The sequence below is a fragment of the Enterobacter cloacae complex sp. ESBL7 genome (genome assembly GCF_041679625.1).
Taxonomy (GTDB): domain Bacteria; phylum Pseudomonadota; class Gammaproteobacteria; order Enterobacterales; family Enterobacteriaceae; genus Enterobacter; species Enterobacter asburiae_B.
In genome coordinates, this window is sequence record NZ_JBGORN010000001.1 from 278023 (window position 1) to 293102 (window position 15080).

The window sequence follows — 15080 nt, forward strand, 5'->3', positions numbered from 1 at the left end:
AAGAGATTTCTGCTCAGAGGCTGTTCGATTGCGCCACGCCTTCCTGTTCAAGTGCACGGCTGATGTTGTTCACCACCGTATCCGGATCGAGCTGGATTTCCGCCAGATGCTTACCCGCCTCAGGTGTTCCCTGATAAACGTCCAGGGACGCGAACGGTGTGCCTTCATCGTTTGTCCCGGCAGATACCAGGTATGAGGTGTCGCCGTTCCTGACGGTGAATTCCTGCAGACTGATTACCTGATTGTTCTGGTATGCGTACGTGGTGGTGTTTGCTGGTACGGTTATGTCCATTTCCTTATGTTCTGCGCCGGTCCTGCCGAATGAATACGATACCGACGGCGTGATGATGCAAATCTCAACCTCCTTTTTGTGGTTAGCAGTCTGCGCATAGAAGACGGGCTTTCCGCAGCGCTGGTCATGTGCCTGTATAAGAGCATCGGGCGTAGCGGCATTTACGGCCGACAGCGATGCCAGCATCATTCCTGCGCTCAGCAGCAGGGCTGTACTGTGTTTCATGTCTTACTTAACTCCTTTTGGTCTGGTCTGAGGTTCGGGAGAAAGCTCCCGGAAGGTGTGAATGACGTTGCTGATAAAGTGAAAATGTGGAAGAGCATTGATGAAATTCGCATCCACAATGAGTGCGCTGGTCTCACTGCGTCGGTGGAAAGAGCGTTCAGACAGGGAAACGGACGTCACTTCCTCAATTCTGAATACCCGTATCGCACCATACTGGCTGGCCACCAGATACCAGCACGCATACGAGAAAATCAGCCGGTAGGGTTCAAGGTGGTCGTGACGAATACCCTTAACCAGCAGGCTGACCATCCGGTGGTGGTAAATCCCTTCAGCAAGCCGCTGAAAGCAGTCCGGGAGGATCCCCGCAGGCTGATGTACATGTCCTATCAGACACGGCGATGTGCCGTTTTCATCCATCAACAGCTGCATCAGATGACGGCTCTGTGAGGGAATGAGGCGGGCTATTCCGGTGTTGCGGGCAAACGCCAGCGCACCTGGAGTATGATCGCGCATTGGGTTCGTCCGTAAACGCCAGCAGCCGTTATCGCCAGTGAGATCCAGATGCAGCAGACGCTGAGAGAAATCCCGGCGCAGGGTGCGCTCAGATACGCTAAATTCACCGGACAACGCTTTCAGTGAAAGGATTTCACCAGCAAGAAGCCGGCTGATAATGACTGATAGCCTGAGTGCCAGTTTGTCGTGTCGATGCGCAGGGTCCGTGGTGCGCATATGCCCTCCGTGAATGGAAAATACTGAGATAAGTCATGCGGTTATTATGCAGGACATGGTGGACAGGGTATGACCAGCGATGAGAGCGCGCGGCAGAAAAGATGAAATATTTTTACCAAGGTAACTGACTGAATTTACGCTGATAATTCCACATTGTTCATCTGGTGAGCTGCATGTGGTCATACCCTGTCATGAATCAGGTCAGCAGGAGGCGTTGCCAGGGCGGAAGGAGGATGCAGTATGGCGTTGTATAAATCGCTCGCTCAGTAAACGGCGAAACAGAACGATGAGAGCCCAGCGCATGCTGTGGATCTCTTTCTTCGGCCAACCTGCGCGCCGGCAGTAATCCAGGATCCGGGTTACTGTCTGTCTTCGGATATAGCGCAGCAGCATGCGTAACAGGGGACATGTCAGCTTCCTGAATATCATTTTCTACCTCCTCAAAAAAGTAAGTGCCACAGCGCAGAAGCGGCATTCACAATCCCGTCGCGGATCGTGCCCAGCGCTTCCCGGACCGGCCTGGGCAGCGGAATGGCATCCACTATCCGGCCGAACAGCTCACCCAGCAGATCGCCAAAATCCTGTCGGGCGGTACTCTCTGCCTCCGCAGTCCGGTGCTCTTCCCTGACCTGACGGAACACGCCGCTGCTGGCCTCCGGGGGCAGGGCAAATATCATGGTTTCAACCAGGCGGGCCAGGTTGTAGCCGGTTTTTGCCGACACCGCATGTACCGGATAAGGACAGGAGAACTGCCGTGAGATAGCTGCGCTTCGGGCGGTCAGCGTCAGCAACTGGCCGGTGGAGGGCTGGCATGCTTCCCTGTCCCATTCCAGCGAGGGTTCCGCCTTGTCGGCCTGGTTGATGACGAAGACAATGCTGCCCGGCGAGACACCGCATTTGAGCAGGAACCGGTGAAACGCTTCATCGGTCGCACAGGCCCGGTCATCCGCTTTCATCACCCAGAGAATAAGATCCAGCGCCGGTAGCTGCTCTTTATACAGTTGCCGGTATTCACGGTCATAGTCCAGAGATTCGCCTGCACCGGGCAAATCGACCAGCGTCATGCGGCGCCCGCCCACATCGAGAGAGAAGCGAAGCGGTTCACGGGTACAGCCCTGCACATCGCTGACCGGGCTGAGGGGCTGCTGAAAGAGCGCGTTACAGAGCGAACTTTTGCCACTTCCTGTTTTACCCATAATGCCAATTACTGGTTCGTAATGGATGTGCTGGCGGATGCGGTTCAGTATTGTGCGGGAGAGTGTTTCGGGCAGGAGAGACAGCTGTTGCTTCAGGGCATCAAGGCCCTGTTCGGTTTTATCGGACACATTAACCTCCGTGAGAGAAATAACAAAACGGCAGCATTTCTGCTGCCGTTCTCACACTGGTAATATAGGTCTGTAACTATTTCTAAGTTAAAATAGCAATGATAATTATGGTTGTGGATTTGTATTCAGGGACGTCGTGGTCTTAACTGTCGTGCGTTTGTAGCTATTTCAATACCTCTCATTCTGTCTTCAATTAACATTTCCAGAACGGATATTTTGTCGGAATGGTAATGGCTAGCAAGGAATGATAATTTTTTACTGTGCTCATCGCTGATTTCTTCTCGCCCTTTCATTACAGCCTGTTTTTTCCTGAATGTTCTTTGATAGTAAGCTTTGTTTATTTTAGTAATGGTGTTTTTTTGGGTTTCATTATCAATTTCCCACAAATCAAGAAGTGCGTAAAAAGAATGTAATGCTTCCTCAGCGTTAACTGGGTGAGGTATGACCACAGGGTTAAGGGGATCGTTATCGGCAGATTTGTGATTCTGCTGATATTTAAGCATCGCATGATAAGCCCATACAGCAATGTCATTACCTTCATTTTGAAGCCATTTGAACCGAGTCAGTCTGGTCGCATGTTCCCGCCAGAAATTTAGTGTTTTTGAAAGCCATATCCGCAGGGCAGGAGTTCTTCTGGTTTGCAGACATAATCTGTCAATAAACATAACAATACAGTTAAAACGATCTGAATGACTTGCGGGAGATTCAGGCATATTCAGCTCTTTATACCATGCATTGCTGTGTAAACCCAGTGCATCATTAATACCCTGATTACATCGCCTGTCCAGTAACAAGGAGCCCCATAGCCAATATGTTGCCCGCGTATCGTCCTTGAACCAATCAAAGTTTTTTTCAGCGATAATCGTTGTGCTCAGATTAAGCTCCATTCCCCGAATAAACCCCAGTCTTACTGATTTGTCCGGGAAGTAAGCTTCAAGCGCATCGTTGATGATACGACATGAGAGTGCTGTATCCGGATTATTCACATCGAATACAAGATTACTGGCGGAAGGGATATTTACTTGTATGTAGTGGAAATAAAAACGACAGGAGCGTACGTCATTCGTCCTGATAATAAGACGGGTGCTGTCGGTCATAACCATCCTCACTTATAAAGCTCAATAAATGTTCATTTTGTACGTGTCATTATGTAGTGTTTTTGATGCTAATGAGTAGTGTTTTTTTTGTTTTGTGATAATCAAGTTGTTTTACGTAATGATTTCGTGGTAATTCGTAGTTTTTACGTAGTGTAGCGAATGTTGCTTTACAGCACTGTCTGACCCCTGGAGTCGGAGGGGACTTGCGCTAATTAGTCATCGGCCGCCTGGTATGGAATTTCGTTCAAAGGTGAATCAGGGAAGGCTGATGGGTTCGAATGTTAATCAATAATGATTACATTATCTGGGGCCCTGGAAAGAAGGAGCGAAGATAGTTTTCTAACAGAAATTAAGTGCTAACTTGAGAGTGAAATTATCATTTAATTTGAATGCTAAAGATGTTTTTTGTGTTTTCTTTCTTTTATTGCAGTTACCATTCATTAATTATTGGGTTTGTCGGGTTGGTAATATATTTATATAGATGCACTTATTAGTGTTTGCGTGGTTATATTGGTAAGCGTATCAGATTGAGTAATGGTTATACATGCAATATCAGATGGTACACTAACTCAATAAATATGACCAATATACTAACTTACACCTGATGTCGCATCAATAACACACATTCGTACCCTGTCGGCAGGGTGGAAAGTAATTTATTACTGCTTGTGAGTATTCTATTGAACAAACTCACTAACACAAGGTAATTCCCTCATGAGCATTAATACCAGCAGTTACGGAATATTGAACCAGAGCTATGTTAAACGCATTCAGGATACTATCACTAAAGCCCTGAATAATTATCCCCGCGTTATGGTCCTGAGGGTAGATCTTCGCTTACCTGAGATTGAAACAGGCTCATATAAGTCCGACTCAGGACTGATCACCCGTTTCGTTGTTTCCCTTAAAGCTCAGATTGAAGCTGACTTACTGAAAAAATATCATGCAGGTAAACGTGTTCACCCTTGTCGTGTTCGTCATATCTGGGCAAGGGAATTTAATGAGTACGGTAAAAAGCATTATCACGTGGCTTTATTGTTTAATCGTGAAGCTTATGCCTATCCAGGAAGCTATACGAGCACCGATGGCAATTATACTCACAATCTGGCCGTGATGATTATGGAGGCCTGGGTACGGGCTCTGGGGCTTCATTCGGTGGAAAACCATACGCAATATTATGCGCTGACAGAGTTTCCGAAAAACTGCTATTACCACTTGAGCAGGAATAGCGAGAATTTTACCGAGCAGCATTCTGACATTACGAACAGGGTCAATTATCTGGCTAAGGAGTTCAGCAAAGATAATTCAGATAGCCAGCGTAACTTTGGCTGCAGTCAGTTCTGATTAGGTCATCAGTATTTTTCTACTGGCGAGAGGAATGTTATGGCGGAGTGCCAGAGTAAAGATAACTCAATCATCCCTGGTGCTCCTGTCTTTCATTCCCCTGAGACAAAGCGAGATTGTTATGACAAAGATGGATATCACTGCTGACCTGCTGAACGACAAACTTGTTGATATGGCATTCATTACAGAATTTTCGGGACTGAGTGATAAGTGGTTTTACAAATTAATCCAGGATGGTCAGTTCCCGAAACCCATCAAGCTGGGGCGCAGTTCCCGCTGGCGCAGAAGCGAAGTGGAATCCTGGATGCGACAGCGCATTGCTGATTCCCGTGGTGCCTGAGCAGAGGAGGCAGCTGAATGGAAAAAAGACGCCGTACTCAGCCATGGAAAATACCCCCACGCTGGACGTGTCCCCGTTGCCAGCGACGGTACTGTGGTATCAAACCCTGTCCCGTGTGTTTTCGTCCCTCCGGCGCACCGGCGCAACCGTAACCTTTCTGTATTCCTGCACCAGCTACCAGCCGTACCGACCCGCTAACGTATAACTCCACCGCCATTCGCACCCTGCCACGCTGCCTGTACCGGGACGGCTGATGCCTGCGTGTCGTCTGGCGGTAAGGCGCAAATATTATGAATACGATGTACGCAAAATCCTTTATGGCTCTGGACGGCAACGGCCGTCTTACCGGTGCCCGTACTGCGCAGACCGCGCCGTATGACCGCTACAGCTGCCATCTGTGTGGTCGTGCCCTGCAGTACCATCCGGAATACGACACGGAACGCCCGTGGTTTGAACACCGGTCCGGCGCGCTGACGGAGAACGGGCGACAGCACTGCCCGTATGTTAATCCTGAACTGAAAGAAACCCGCATTATCCGGCAACTGCAATGGTATGTACCGGAAGCCCGCCCCCTGGTTTTCTGCGCCGACTGGCACTGTTACGGCTGCAGCAGTGATTACCACGGTGAACGTTACTGCCTCGTCTGCCGGACGGGTGAACACAGTGATGCGCCCGCTGATGCGGCCAGCCGGTTAACGGAGGTGTCGTTATGCGCATGCTGAAGTGTTACCTGGCGAATGACCGTGAAGGCCACTACGCGACAGCCGGTGAGGCGATGAGTGCGCCGGGGCAGATATGGAGCTGCGCGTCCTGTGGCTGCCGGCTGATACTGCATGCCAGTATGCACGAAGACCCGTGGTTTGAGCATGACCAGCAGAGTGTGGCCCGGCACGTGCTGATGACCTGCGCCCATCTCGACCCGGAAGTCAAAGCCGAAGCCCGGCACAACAGACTGCGCCGTATCATCGGCGGGCTGGAGGCGCCAGTGATGTCGCTTGCCTGGTACTGTGTGTGGTGTGGCGAGCATTATCAGGGCGTGAAGCATTGTCCCCGGTGTCTGACCGGTATTTACAGCATCGAAGAGGCAAACTGGCAGCGGAATTACTGCTGCAACACGCTCCCCGGATAAGCCCTGTCCCCACCTTCTGTATCAGATGCTTACTGTGTAACCTGAATCAACAAAAGAGATACCCCATGAATAGTCATCACACCGACACAGTCGCTGCAGATGTAGTGAATACACAAGCGTTTCTGCAACAGGCCGTTGACCATTACCCACGTCTGGCATCGTTCAGCTTTACGCTGGTCTTACCGCATCACGAAACGATGGCGGATTACCGGTCATTGATTTTGCGTTTTCATACCGAAGTCTGGCAGCGGATTAGCGAATACTCGTGGCAACGTCAGCAGGCACGCCTGAGCTCACCACCGACGCTGTTACGCTGGTTATGGGCTTCAACCAGCGCGCCGGAATGCAAAATGGTCCTGCTGCTCAATCTTGATACGCTGGGTACAGTGAGAAACCCGCAGCTGACCGACAGTGCGCTACGGGCACTAAACACCATCCTCTCTGACGCCTGGCAAACGGTCACCGGCACTGCCTGCGCTGGCGTAACGACTGTCATGCCGCTCGTTATCAGTCGCACTGGCCGGGACGCTTTCGCTGCGTCATTTAACCAGCTGAAGGCGAAAGTACAGGAAATGAGGGCTCCATTGACCACGGCGCGAACGTGCGTTATCAGTGCGTGAATGCTGTATGAAACTGGCCGGGGGCGTTTCCGGCATCGTTCCGCTGCGTATTCCGCTCTGTTCGATCATGTTTTCGCATGGAACGTCGATCAGCGATTCGCGAAATCATGATCGACTACGGTGCGAACTGGCGATCGATCACCGTGCGAATATGCAGTTCCGCTGCTTCCGTTGCAGGGTGATGTCTGAATCGGTCATGGTCTGGCATCTCTCTCCGGTCGCGATTTGGTCAGTCCATGTTTGTCCAGAGTGGGAGACGCATTCAGTACAGTTGTACATCTGCCAGGGATGACATTATCGCCAGGAGTGATAGTGAACCCACATGCCTGGCGCGAACAGGGGAATATTGCTGCAGCAGGTCATTGAAAAGTCAGCAATATTTAACGCTGGTTTTACGAGTCGCGGTATAAGGTAAAGCTGCGATCCCGATAACCACAATTCGCGAGATCAAGAACGACATCGTTTCTGTTAACCCCGCCTCATGCCCGTGCGTAATATGGGGATTTTTTTGTCGTGTCTGGCTCGCCCTTGCGTGGTCAGTGAGATTCACCAGCGTGAATGAGCAGGGCTGCAGCGATGCTGAGGACAACAACAGCAAAGACCACGGCGACGAGAACAGATATCAGCACGGTATTCCTCCTGTGGGGTCAGCCGGTATTCCATATGCACGTCATTCAACGACAGTATGAAACGGCAGTCTGTGATGTGTGCAAAAGAACAACAGGATTAAGCGGGAGCCGGGGGGCCAGTAAAAACACCACTGGCATCGACACTGCAGGCCATCCCCGGGGCCTCAACCTTCCTGTTGTTCTGCATGACCCTAATCATTATTTGCGGGTTTCATCTGTCAGATGACGATGAGACTGCTGGCGTTCTCGTATTTTTCTCAGTATGGCTACGGGTAAAACGCTGTGCTTCTGTCGACGGTGTTTTTCGGGAGCGGTCTTCTTTTCAGATTCTGGCATATATTCATTCCCTGGTTCAGCGATGTTGTCTGATGCTGGTTGAAAAATAATTCCAACTGACCGGTTTCAGTCAGGCTGCATAGTACGCTGAAAAGATAAATCGATAATTAACGGTGTGATCAGAGGGCGCAGTCCGGTCCCTGAGTACTGGTGCTCATAATGGCGCAATGTCCAGTCAGTACCGTAGTTTGTATTGGGTAAGTTTATCCTCAGGAGAAAAGAAGGAGGCACACCCGATTAAGGCAGGAACAGCGATATATGGCGTATCGCAGGGGAGCCTCCACTGAACCAGAATGCTGCCATCAACGAAACAGCACAGGAAGACGGTTCAAAGAGCGTAGATATTGCCGGTTGAAGTGTAACCAGGCGTGTTAAACCGCCGGTAAACCATGAAATAACATTTGCGTGGAGATGTCGTGCTGGTAAAACGAAGGCGTCCCCCTGGTGTGGCCTGGGAATATGGCGATACGGGATTGCAGCGAGCAGATGACCACTACCGGATGATTGATATCTGGTTTAACAGCTGCTGCCATACTCTGTCCTGATTTAGAGGCAGATAAGCTTCCATCGGCAATTTGCGCATTACCCCGCCCCCTGTCAGCGCCCCCCCGAGGCGGGGATTTTTTGCGTGCGGGGTTGCGGGCTTTTCTGCACCACAGCCCTTCGTTTATACTCCGGGCGTTATGAAAAACGGACAGACGACATTACTTCCCGAAGAATCACTGGCTGACCTGGCGCATTTTGCCTGGTGTGCGCTGGTGGGATTACGGCTGGCTCAGCAGGACGGCCAGGCACGTTCACCGCTGACCATTCACACTTTTCTGGTCCGCTGGCTGGCGGATGCACAGAAACAACGCCGGTTTCCCCGCTCCGTTGCGCCCGACATCGACAGCCTGTTGCGTCTGGGGCGCCAGAAAGGTCCTGCTGCGGATTTACAGCAGCGGCTGCAATACCTCTGGCACTCCTGCACGGAGCCTGTTTCGCAGCAGTCGGATTTGTTTCGTCTGACCCATGCGATTGAACACCTGCGTTCGCAGGGCTGGGTGAACGCGGTGGTGGCGGACGAAGAGTGGGTTCCCGAAATTCTGTATACCGAATATGCGAATACCTCTGCATTACTGGTCAGGAAGTCCGAACTGCAGTGCCATTTTAACGAACAGGGGCAGCAGACTGCGCCGGTTGAGTTTGTCGTTGCCGGAGAGGTGCGTGTTGTTGGCGAGGCTTTTGATGCGCGGGAGCTGCGTTATGCGCTGGGTAAGCAACGCGCTGGCGGGTGTTTGTTGACGCTGGTACCGCCAGCAGGGTAAATGACCATGGAGAAAATGCCTGACGGAACGCCGATAGTATGGCAGTGCCTGTTCGATGAGCAGGCATTTACGAGTGAGCATCGTGAAATGTTAAATCAGAGTCATCGGGGCGCACTGCTTGAGATGGTTGCCGAACTTGCCTGTTGTCATCCAACAGCGGGTGTGTTGTTGAAAAATAAATGGCTGACGGCACCGGATAAAATCCTTCCGCTGGTTACCGGTGAGTACGATAAAAGAACCCGGGAAACGCAGCATTTCCGGCGTGAGCAAGAAGCCGAACGATGGTTACACGAATTATCCGTTGCTGTTCTTGCGCCATTAGATAATGTGAGCCAGGAACATCTTGATTTGGCTGAACAGTTTATTCTGCGACTTATTGATGATCAGTCGCGTTTGCAGGATGTGACTGGCGTGGGTGATGGCTGGTCATGGCATTGTGATCTCTATGCGATGTTGTTTCGGATCATACTCAGAAACGCAAACAACAGGCCTGAGTATCTGAAGCAACGTATAACAGAAATGCTGGACGATCCCGCTCTCGATTTTTCGATAGCGGATGTTAAATGGCGGGTCAATTTTCCATTGGATAGTAAACTGAAAGCGGTACTGCTGGCGTTTATTGATTAAATGCGCACAAGTTGCCCGGGCGAAGAGCTCCGTGGAAAGGCGAAATTATCAGCGGGTGGAATGTGCGCATTGTCCGGGCGGGAAACGCTCAATACTTAAGCGTCTTCCGCCCATGGTAATACGCATGGGATGCGAACGGGGCGTGATATTACGTCCGGCTGTCCTTCGCGTCGTTTACAAATGCGCCGATGGCCTTATAGGTGGCTTTCGCCTCTTCCGGCACCAGGTTCTCCAGCATCAGGTACGCATGCACCACATCCGGAAAGTGTACATGGCGGACCGGGATACCCGCGGCCTTCAGACGTGCCACAAACGCAAAATCTTCATCGCGCAGCGGGTCAAGACCGCCGCTGAACAGCAGCACCGGCGGCCAGGCTTTTGTCACCGGCATGGTCAGCGGGGAGTGAGCACGGCGGTCCTCGTCATGCTGAAAATACTGGTCAAAGTACCAGCGTACTTTAGCCTCATCGAGCAGTTTCCCGGTCCCGTTCTCCTTCACGGATGGCCAGCTCAGGGTGTAATCCAGGCTCGGGTAAATCAGCACCAGACGGTTGATCAGGTCCGGGTGGGTGGACTGCATTTCTGCCGTCAGGGTGGCACTGAAGGCACCGCCGCCGCTGTCTCCGGCAAGCGTCAGTTGCCGTGTATATGGGATATGCTGACGGTCCAGCAGAGGGTACGCCTGCAGCAGCACAGCCCGTGCATCCTCAAGCCCTGCCGGGAACGGGTTTTCCGGCGCACGGCGGTAGTCCACCGCTATCACGGTGTCGCCGGTACTCACTGCCAGATGACGGGCCACCGGGTCATAGACTTCCACAGACCCGCTCAGGTGACCGCCGCCGTGAATGAAGAACAGCACGCCGGGGGCGGCAGATTTTTTCGTGCCGGTGGCTGAGGATGAACGGGGGGAGTTACTGTGGTAAATCCGCACCGGGATACGTCGTCCGTGCGCGTCCACATCGATATTCACCACCGACAGCGCATCCTGCGGCGGGGTGGTGTACTGCCGGGTCAGGGCCTCCAGCCCTTCACGGGCACTCAGGGTGTCATACGGTGTGCCCGGCGAGGTGGCGTGCTGTGCCAGGAAGGTACCCAGCGCCGGAGGCGGTGCGGCCGTCAGTGGGCCGTTTTTAGCCTGCCAGTGTTGTGCATATTGCGTCTGTTGCATTTGTAAAGGGCTGGCCTGGGTTGTCCCGCAAAGCAAACTGACGCTCAGCGCCAGACTACAGGGCAGGTGACAGAGCGCCCGTTTGACTGACCCGGGTGTTTTTTTACCGGTATTCTGTTTCATGCGTTATCTCCGTGATGCTGGTTGTGTTGAGGCTAAGGTATGGAGCCGATCCCCGGGGGAGAGCGTGTCCTCAGGGAAGACACGCTGCGTATTTATTCCATCATCCAACCGTGGCTGACCAGCAGGGACTGTCCGGTCAGGGCATTCGTCTCAAAATCCCCCAGAAAGACCGCCACATCAGCAATATCCTTCTCCGTGGTAAATTCGCCGTCCACAGTTTCAGCCAGCATCATTCTGATGACCTCATCCTCTGAAATCCCCAGTTCTTCAGCCTGTTGCGGGATTTGTTTATCAACCAGAGGCGTGCGAACGTAGCCCGGGCAAATCATGTTGGCTCTTACGCCCTGAGACGCTCCTTCTTTTGCCACCACGCGGCATAATCCCAGCAGTCCGTGTTTGGCGGTGACATAAGGGGCTTTCAGCTTAGACGCCGTTTTCGCGTGTGCAGACCCCATATAGATGATGCAGCCACGTTTCTGCGCATACATGTATTTCAGGCAGGCGCGGGTGGTCAGGAAGGCACCGTCCAGATGAACTGCCAGCATTTTTTTCCATTCTGCCAGGGGGAATTCCTCCACCGGCCGCACAATCTGGATCCCGGCGTTACTGATGAGAATATCGATGGTGCCGAAATGGTCCGCCGCGCTTTTCACGCCGTCGTTGACCTCAGACTCATTCGAAACATCCATGGTGACGCCAAACGCCTCACCGCCCAGCGCCCGTATCTCCTCCACGGTGCGGATGACGGCTTCAGGTGACAGGTCCGAAATCACCACCCTGGCACCTTCACGGGCATACTGCAGTGCAATGCTTTTCCCCAGACCGCTGCCGGAGCCGGTAATCAGTGCAACTTTATTCTTAAGCGACATATACATTTTTCCTTCTGGTTTTCGGACTGTTCGGTTGCAGGTTGTGCTCCGTATCGTGTCCGGAATATTTAGAGCGACTTTGCCCTCAGGTGAGGTAGTCATAAACGACCCGTCCGTGAGTCAGGGTCAGGTCAGCGATGTAGTGGCTGGCAGACAGTAATTCCAGGACGGGTAACCGGGCCACCGGTGCCAGAGCATGGGGATGCAGCTCCAGCGACCCGGGGCCTGTCCAGGCCCCCTGCAGGCGGATGTCGCTCAGGTGATGCTGAACTAGCTCACAAATCCGGGGGCTGCCGTCCACGTGCGGAATGATTTTCAGCAGGAAATTGGGTTGCTTAAGACTTTCCAGCAGCGACGCCTGCTCGATTTCCTGGTATTTGTAGCCCATGGTGCCGGTGGCAATTCGTACCGGGCCATAATCCAGCGTCCCGACCAGCGTGTCCTGAAACACCTCCATGTGCGGGTGAGCGTATTTCTTGGGAAAACCCCACAGTTCACGCCCGCCGGCAATCGGGGCATGGTCATCCAGATACATGGCGTGGGTATAATTCCCCTGCACGCCATGGAGGCTGACGGGTATGACCTGTCCGCTCTCGGTGTAATTGCCAAACCCCGTTGAATCCGGCATGCGGATAAACTCGTATTTGACTACCGGCTCCGTGATTTCCAGAGGCTCAGGCACTACCGCCCGCAGTGCCTCCATATCGGTCCGGTAGCTCAGTACCAGATATTCCCGGTTATAAAACCGGAAAGGACCCCGGCTGAAAGCCGGGCTGGTCAGCGGCATGGTATAGGCCTGCTGACGTACAGTATCAATCTTCATGTCAGTCCTGGTTACCGTCAGCCTCCGGTGATTTTTCCTGGACCTGCCCGGAAAAGTGGTCGTACGCTGCCGGAATAAAGTGGTGAGGATTACGGTTTCATCGTGACCAGAGCTTTCAGGTCAACGTCTGCCAGATAATTCACCCCGGGGAGCCCGAAGCCATTCAGGGCATGGAATTCCCGCAGATAGCCGGCAAAGTCGCTGACTGTCATGAAATTATCGGCGTTAACCTGTCTGCGTAGCGCGTCAACCTCAGCCTGTACGTCGGGACGCAGTTCCCGGTCGTCAAGACGGATAAGACGCTGGTCGTCAACAGGGGTCTCCCCGTGGGTGGGATACAGCCTGTCAGCCAGCAGGCGATACATCTGTTCGATGCAGGTTTCATGAAGATGCTTTTCTTTCATGACCCGGTACAGCAGGGCGATGTAGAGCGGGAATACAGGGATAAAAGCACTGGCTTTGGTGACCACGGCCTTGCAGACGGCAATATGTGCCTGCCCGCCGGTGCCCCTGAGCTGGTCATTCAGCACATCAGCAGTATGATGCAGGTGTGTTTTGGCCGCCCCCAGGGCACCATCCTTATACAGCGGCCAGGTGGATTCCGGACCGATATAGGAGTAGGCCACGGTTCTGAAACCGTTCGCCAGTACACCAGCCTGACTCAGCCAGTCAATCCATAACTGCCAGTCCTCTCCACCCATCACTTTGACGGTGTCCTGCAACTGCTGGTCGGATACCGGCTCCAGCGTCTGTCGGGTCAGCGTCTGATGTTCAAGGTCAAACGCTTCACCGCTGAACGGAACATCACGGACGCCCAGCGTGGAACGGTACGTCACGCCGTCCGGGGCGGTACGAATACCGGACGCCAGTGAATACACCACCAGGTCAATCTGCCCCCCGAACTCACTGATAATGTAGTCCGTGACCTGACGGCGCATCTCATCACTGAAGGCATCCCCGATGAAGTTACGGGCGGTCAGCCCTTCTTTTTCTGCGGCCTCCCGGAAAGCAATCAGGTTATACCAGCCTGCGGTACCCTGGCCTTTCTCATTCGGTCCCTTTTCAAAGGCGATACCAATGGTGTCTGCGCCACAGCCAAAGGTCAGGGCAATACGGGACGCCAGACCGTATCCGGAAGACGCGCCAATCACCAGGACTTTTTTCGGTCCCTTAACCGGAGGAACGTTTTTGATATAATTAATTTGCTGCTGCACCGCAGTCCTGATGCCATCAGGATGGCAGTTACGGGCAACGCTGCCTTTAATTACCGGTTCGATAATCATTATTTTCGCCTTATATTAATTACGTCGAAGAATACGTTATTGGGGCTTTGCCCATGGCATATTTCGAACAGAATGAAACTACATACACCTTTATTCCGTCATGCTTTCGGTGGCATGGCGGTCGCAGTACCGGTAATCACCACCACCCCGTCCTGATTGGTGCAGGTGGTCTTAAGCCGGATACGTTTTTTCTCGTGGTCAATATTTTCCACTTCAACCGTTGCCGTAATGGTGTCGCCAATATAGGTCGGGCGGGTGAACTTCATTTCCTGCCCGAGGTAAATCGTCCCGTTTCCGGGTAAGCGGGTACCCAGCACCGTGGATATCAGGCCGCTGACCAGAAGGCCGTGGGCAACACGGTCGCCGAAAATACTCGCCTTCCCGGCGAGTTTATCGATATGCACCGGGTTCATGTCACCACTGGCAGAGGCAAAATTGATGACATCCGTTTCCGTGATGGTTTTGCGAAATGACGCGGTCTGACCCACCGTCAGCTGGTCTATGGTAAAGGACATTTATGCCCTCCTGAGTTAGTGGTTCGGGTTGCTGTTATCCGTATTTCCTGCTCACTGATTTGTGCAATAAAATACGCGCTGTATTAATCCGGTGTGCTGTCACCGTTAATCTGCTGTGGAATATATCGCCCGTTGTAAGATGAATAAAATACTTTCCGCGAAAAAGTGTTTTTCATTTATGAAATGATGCCGGAGTGAAGAGGTTTTATGTATCGGTTGAATGCTTTGTATTGTTTCATTTCTGAAAAACTGTTTTTCTCCGAAACTGATTTTTATTTTTTCATGAGGATTTTATTGTG

At 52.3% G+C, this 15080-nt stretch carries 17 protein-coding genes; 7 read left to right on the top strand and 10 right to left on the bottom strand.

Annotated elements, in window-relative coordinates; translation table 11 throughout:
• Nucleotides 1–13: 13 nt before the first annotated feature.
• From ACERY3_RS01370 to ACERY3_RS01385, 4 genes are all read right to left on the bottom strand, one after another.
• The gene (locus ACERY3_RS01370; protein WP_373224904.1) at nt 14–517 is read right to left on the bottom strand and encodes a hypothetical protein; all 504 of its coding nucleotides are present in this window, start codon (nt 515–517) and stop codon (nt 14–16) included.
• Between the two features lie 3 nt (nt 518–520).
• Nucleotides 521–1246 (bottom strand): helix-turn-helix transcriptional regulator, encoded by a 726-nt coding sequence (locus ACERY3_RS01375; protein ID WP_373224905.1) that lies wholly within the window; start codon nt 1244–1246, stop codon nt 521–523.
• Between the two features lie 440 nt (nt 1247–1686).
• Nucleotides 1687–2571, bottom strand: coding sequence for a GTPase family protein (locus ACERY3_RS01380; protein WP_373224906.1), 885 nt, complete (start codon nt 2569–2571; stop codon nt 1687–1689).
• A 125-nt stretch (nt 2572–2696) separates the two neighbouring features.
• A complete protein-coding gene (locus ACERY3_RS01385) occupies nt 2697–3668 on the bottom strand; it encodes a hypothetical protein (RefSeq protein ID WP_373224907.1) in 972 nt (323 codons plus the stop codon).
• A 714-nt stretch (nt 3669–4382) separates the two neighbouring features.
• On the opposite strand from ACERY3_RS01385, the gene ACERY3_RS01390 reads away from it, so the two are divergent.
• From ACERY3_RS01390 to ACERY3_RS01410, 5 genes are all read left to right on the top strand, one after another.
• Nucleotides 4383–5012, top strand: a complete 630-nt coding sequence (locus tag ACERY3_RS01390; RefSeq protein ID WP_373224908.1) for an inovirus Gp2 family protein — start codon at nt 4383–4385, stop codon at nt 5010–5012.
• A 130-nt stretch (nt 5013–5142) separates the two neighbouring features.
• Complete coding sequence (locus ACERY3_RS01395) at nt 5143–5352, top strand: helix-turn-helix transcriptional regulator (RefSeq protein ID WP_373225540.1); 210 nt, start codon at nt 5143–5145, stop codon at nt 5350–5352.
• Nucleotides 5353–5651: 299 nt separating this feature from the next.
• Nucleotides 5652–6074: a putative zinc ribbon protein gene (locus ACERY3_RS01400; protein WP_373225541.1), complete on the top strand. Its 423-nt coding sequence runs from the start codon at nt 5652–5654 to the stop codon at nt 6072–6074.
• Nucleotides 6062–6481: a putative zinc ribbon protein gene (locus ACERY3_RS01405; RefSeq protein ID WP_373224909.1), complete on the top strand. Its 420-nt coding sequence runs from the start codon at nt 6062–6064 to the stop codon at nt 6479–6481. The genes ACERY3_RS01400 and ACERY3_RS01405 overlap by 13 nt, the downstream gene beginning before the upstream one ends.
• Nucleotides 6482–6585: 104 nt before the next feature.
• Nucleotides 6586–7101: a DUF3296 domain-containing protein gene (locus tag ACERY3_RS01410; RefSeq protein WP_373224910.1), complete on the top strand. Its 516-nt coding sequence runs from the start codon at nt 6586–6588 to the stop codon at nt 7099–7101.
• A 1336-nt stretch (nt 7102–8437) separates the two neighbouring features.
• Here ACERY3_RS01410 and ACERY3_RS01415 read toward each other — a convergent pair.
• Nucleotides 8438–8599, bottom strand: a complete 162-nt coding sequence (locus ACERY3_RS01415; protein WP_373224911.1) for a hypothetical protein — start codon at nt 8597–8599, stop codon at nt 8438–8440.
• Between the two features lie 150 nt (nt 8600–8749).
• Between ACERY3_RS01415 and ACERY3_RS01420 the strand changes: the two genes are divergently transcribed.
• Nucleotides 8750–9373: a DUF2913 family protein gene (locus ACERY3_RS01420; RefSeq protein ID WP_373224912.1), complete on the top strand. Its 624-nt coding sequence runs from the start codon at nt 8750–8752 to the stop codon at nt 9371–9373.
• Complete coding sequence (locus ACERY3_RS01425; RefSeq protein WP_373224913.1) at nt 9374–10000, top strand: hypothetical protein; 627 nt, start codon at nt 9374–9376, stop codon at nt 9998–10000.
• Nucleotides 10001–10148: 148 nt separating this feature from the next.
• Here ACERY3_RS01425 and ACERY3_RS01430 read toward each other — a convergent pair whose 3' ends face one another.
• The 5 genes from ACERY3_RS01430 to ACERY3_RS01450 form a co-directional block, all read right to left on the bottom strand.
• Complete coding sequence (locus tag ACERY3_RS01430; RefSeq protein ID WP_373224914.1) at nt 10149–11291, bottom strand: alpha/beta hydrolase; 1143 nt, start codon at nt 11289–11291, stop codon at nt 10149–10151.
• 92 nt (nt 11292–11383) lie between these two features.
• Nucleotides 11384–12160 carry a 3-hydroxybutyrate dehydrogenase gene (locus ACERY3_RS01435; RefSeq protein ID WP_373224915.1) on the bottom strand — a complete coding sequence of 259 codons (777 nt, stop codon included), beginning with the start codon at nt 12158–12160 and terminating at the stop codon, nt 11384–11386.
• An 85-nt stretch (nt 12161–12245) separates the two neighbouring features.
• Nucleotides 12246–12983, bottom strand: coding sequence for an acetoacetate decarboxylase (locus ACERY3_RS01440; protein WP_373224916.1), 738 nt, complete (start codon nt 12981–12983; stop codon nt 12246–12248).
• 89 nt (nt 12984–13072) lie between these two features.
• Complete coding sequence (gene fabV, locus ACERY3_RS01445) at nt 13073–14266, bottom strand: enoyl-ACP reductase FabV (RefSeq protein ID WP_373224917.1); 1194 nt, start codon at nt 14264–14266, stop codon at nt 13073–13075.
• Between the two features lie 98 nt (nt 14267–14364).
• A complete protein-coding gene (locus ACERY3_RS01450) occupies nt 14365–14781 on the bottom strand; it encodes a MaoC family dehydratase (protein ID WP_373224918.1) in 417 nt (138 codons plus the stop codon).
• Nucleotides 14782–15080 lie beyond the last annotated feature (299 nt).

What these genes read in the sequence shown, in the direction of transcription:
- ACERY3_RS01450 (WP_373224918.1), bottom strand. Translation starts at nt 14,781, where the DNA reads ATGTCCTTTACCATAGACCAGCTGACGGTGGGTCAGACCGCGTCATTT.
- ACERY3_RS01390 (WP_373224908.1), top strand. Translation starts at nt 4,383, where the DNA reads ATGAGCATTAATACCAGCAGTTACGGAATATTGAACCAGAGCTATGTT.
- ACERY3_RS01440 (WP_373224916.1), bottom strand. Translation starts at nt 12,983, where the DNA reads ATGAAGATTGATACTGTACGTCAGCAGGCCTATACCATGCCGCTGACC.
- ACERY3_RS01420 (WP_373224912.1), top strand. Translation starts at nt 8,750, where the DNA reads ATGAAAAACGGACAGACGACATTACTTCCCGAAGAATCACTGGCTGAC.
- ACERY3_RS01435 (WP_373224915.1), bottom strand. Translation starts at nt 12,160, where the DNA reads ATGTCGCTTAAGAATAAAGTTGCACTGATTACCGGCTCCGGCAGCGGT.
- ACERY3_RS01405 (WP_373224909.1), top strand. Translation starts at nt 6,062, where the DNA reads ATGCGCATGCTGAAGTGTTACCTGGCGAATGACCGTGAAGGCCACTAC.
- ACERY3_RS01425 (WP_373224913.1), top strand. Translation starts at nt 9,374, where the DNA reads ATGACCATGGAGAAAATGCCTGACGGAACGCCGATAGTATGGCAGTGC.
- ACERY3_RS01395 (WP_373225540.1), top strand. Translation starts at nt 5,143, where the DNA reads ATGGATATCACTGCTGACCTGCTGAACGACAAACTTGTTGATATGGCA.
- fabV (WP_373224917.1), bottom strand. Translation starts at nt 14,266, where the DNA reads ATGATTATCGAACCGGTAATTAAAGGCAGCGTTGCCCGTAACTGCCAT.
- ACERY3_RS01375 (WP_373224905.1), bottom strand. Translation starts at nt 1,246, where the DNA reads ATGCGCACCACGGACCCTGCGCATCGACACGACAAACTGGCACTCAGG.
- ACERY3_RS01370 (WP_373224904.1), bottom strand. Translation starts at nt 517, where the DNA reads ATGAAACACAGTACAGCCCTGCTGCTGAGCGCAGGAATGATGCTGGCA.
- ACERY3_RS01415 (WP_373224911.1), bottom strand. Translation starts at nt 8,599, where the DNA reads ATGGCAGCAGCTGTTAAACCAGATATCAATCATCCGGTAGTGGTCATC.
- ACERY3_RS01400 (WP_373225541.1), top strand. Translation starts at nt 5,652, where the DNA reads ATGTACGCAAAATCCTTTATGGCTCTGGACGGCAACGGCCGTCTTACC.
- ACERY3_RS01430 (WP_373224914.1), bottom strand. Translation starts at nt 11,291, where the DNA reads ATGAAACAGAATACCGGTAAAAAAACACCCGGGTCAGTCAAACGGGCG.
- ACERY3_RS01385 (WP_373224907.1), bottom strand. Translation starts at nt 3,668, where the DNA reads ATGACCGACAGCACCCGTCTTATTATCAGGACGAATGACGTACGCTCC.